The following is a 2,610-nucleotide window of genomic DNA, read 5'->3' as shown; positions in this document are numbered from 1 at the left end:
GACCGCGCCGCCCGGATAGCCGAAAATTACTTCGACCCCGTGATCCTTCAGCGCCTGAACCACCATCTTCGCGCCGGTCATCTGCCGTGCCATATGCTCACTCCATCCTTGCGCGAGGGCCACGCCGCCCACCGCTAACTCTCAAGCATCCACCTGTCCAAGAAAAAGCCCCCGGCTTTGAGGCGGGGGCGCATGGGAACCTTCATGGTTGTACCGTTACCGGCCCATGCGCTTGGCTCCTACGACGACAAGAAGAATCGCATCCATTGCGGATCCCTTTCGGACTGCTTTGCGCGGACATTAGGATCGGGCGTTGGGGGCGTCAATGCCCAAACGCTGAATAAAATGTCGCGGGCGGCGGAATTTCCTTCCCGATTATTGCGCGCCGCGACCTGCGAGTCGCAACTTTGAGAAACCGGAAGGGGCTCCCGAGCCGGGTGCCGCAGGGGCAGTCGCGGTGAATTGATCTCGTTGACGCTTGGTTAGTCGCGATATCGGGCTCAGAGGCGGGGCTTTTAGGCCGATCTGGTCAAGTGAACAGACCAGATGGAGCCTTAATTGCTTGACCTTTCTCCCCCACTCGGCCAATCACGGGCAAAGCCTCGCGCAGGCTTTCGGGACAAATTTAGGGAGGAAGTGAGATGGGCGCTTTGCTGGCCCTTTCACGCGCGATCGACCGGATAAACGAGACCATCGGCAAGGCGGTGTCGTGGCTTATTCTGGTGTCGGTCCTCGTGAGTGCGACCAACGCCATTGTACGCAAAGCCTTCGACATGTCGTCGAACGCTTGGCTGGAATTGCAATGGTATCTTTTCGGCGCGGCGTTTCTGGGCGCTGCCGCTTACACGCTCAAGCAAAACGAGCATATCCGCATCGACATCGTCTATGGTGCCTTCTCGCGGAAAGTGCAGCACTGGATCGATCTGCTCGGGCACATCTTCTTCCTGATGCCCTTCGTCGTGCTGATGCTGTTCAAGCTGACGCCCTTCGTGATGATCTCCATCCGCTCGGGCGAGATGTCGACGAACTCGGGCGGTCTGATCCTGTGGCCGGCCAAGCTCCTGCTGCTGATCGGCTTCTGGCAGCTGTTCTTCCAAGGCGTGTCCGAGATCATCAAGAAGATCGGCGTGATGCGTGGGTTGATCGAGGATCCCCATGCCGACAGCGCGGGCCATCACGGCCATGATCCCATCGCCGAAGAGGAGGGTCTGTAATGCTCGAGCTTATCGCTCAGAACATGGCCCCGATCATGTTCATCTCGCTGATCGTCTTCCTGCTGATCGGCTATCCTGCGGCCTTCGCACTCGCGGCCAACGGTCTTTTGTTCTTCGTCATCGGCGTTGAACTGTCGGGTTACTCCGGCGGGACGATCAATCTTGACTGGCCGTTGTTGAATGCGATGCCGCAACGGTTCTACGGGGTCTTGTCGAACGAGACCTTACTTGCCATTCCATTCTTCACATTCATGGGCATCGTGCTCGAGAAATCGGGCATGGCCGAGGATCTTCTCGACACGATCGGTCAGCTGTTCGGCCCGGTGCGCGGCGGTCTCGCCTATGCGGTGATCATCGTGGGCGCGCTTCTGGCGGCGACAACGGGCGTCGTTGCGGCCTCAGTGATCGCGATGGGCCTGATCTCGCTGCCGATCATGTTGCGCTACGGCTATGATCGGAAGGTGGCCACAGGTGTCATTGCGGCGTCAGGGACACTGGCGCAGATCATCCCGCCCTCGCTCGTGCTGATCGTTCTGGCTGACCAGCTGGGCGTTTCGGTGGGCGACATGTACAAGGGCGCGCTGATCCCCGGTATGGTGCTGACCGGCATCTACCTCGGCTATGTGCTCGTGATGTCGATCATCAAGCCGAAGTCGATGCCGGCTCTGCCGAAAGAGGCGCGCACGCTGGGCTCTGGCGTGATGTCGCTCCTGGTGGCGCTGGCCGGTGCGGTCGCGATCTTCATCTTCGCCGAGAAGTATTTCGAGGCGAGCGGGTCGAGCGTCAACAACTCCGAGATCCTCGCAGCCGGTGTGGCCGTGATCGCGATCTATATCGTGGCGTTGCTGGACAAGGCGCTGAAAACCAACCTGATGAGCCGTCTGGCCCAGCAGGTGGTGATCGTGCTGATCCCGCCGCTGGCGCTGATCTTCCTCGTGCTGGGCACGATCTTCCTCGGCGTCGCGACGCCCACCGAAGGCGGCGCAATGGGTGCGGTCGGTGCGCTGGTGCTGTCGGCGGTGAAGAAGCGTCTGACCTTCCCCGTCGTGCGTGACGCGCTGGCGGCGACGACGCGCCTGTCGGCCTTCGTGCTGTTCATCCTGCTGGGCGCGCGGGTCTTCTCGCTCACCTTCTACGGGGTGAACGGGCAGGTCTGGGTCGAGCATCTGCTGACCTCGCTTCCGGGTGGCCAATTGGGCTTCCTGATCGTGGTGTCGTTCCTGGTGTTCTTCCTCGCCTTCTTCCTCGATTTCTTCGAACTGGCCTTCATCATCGTGCCGCTTCTGGCGCCTGCCGCGCAGGCACTGGGGATCGACCTGATCTGGTTCGGGGTGATCCTGGGCGTGAACATGCAGACCTCGTTCATGCACCCGCCCTTCGGCTTCGCGCTGTTCTA

General features: G+C 60.7%; 3 protein-coding genes. All 3 read left to right on the top strand.

What is annotated here, in order from left to right; translation table 11 throughout:
- The first annotated feature begins 192 nt into the window (after positions 1 to 192).
- Positions 193 to 411 carry a hypothetical protein gene (locus B3D39_RS12270; RefSeq protein WP_134330847.1) on the top strand — a complete coding sequence of 73 codons (219 nt, stop codon included), beginning with the start codon at positions 193 to 195 and terminating at the stop codon, positions 409 to 411.
- Positions 412 to 641: 230 nt separating this feature from the next.
- Entirely contained in the window at positions 642 to 1,214 is a 573-nt protein-coding gene (locus B3D39_RS12265; RefSeq protein ID WP_274962723.1) for a TRAP transporter small permease subunit, read from the top strand.
- A partial coding sequence (locus B3D39_RS12260) for a TRAP transporter large permease (RefSeq protein ID WP_286789736.1) occupies positions 1,214 to 2,610 on the top strand: 1,397 nt, incomplete at its 3' end. The genes B3D39_RS12265 and B3D39_RS12260, both read left to right, overlap by 1 nt.

Source organism: Thioclava sp. UBA3469 (genome assembly GCF_002378135.1).
Lineage (GTDB): Bacteria > Pseudomonadota > Alphaproteobacteria > Rhodobacterales > Rhodobacteraceae > Thioclava > Thioclava sediminum.
This window is presented reverse-complemented; position numbering and strand designations above follow the sequence as displayed.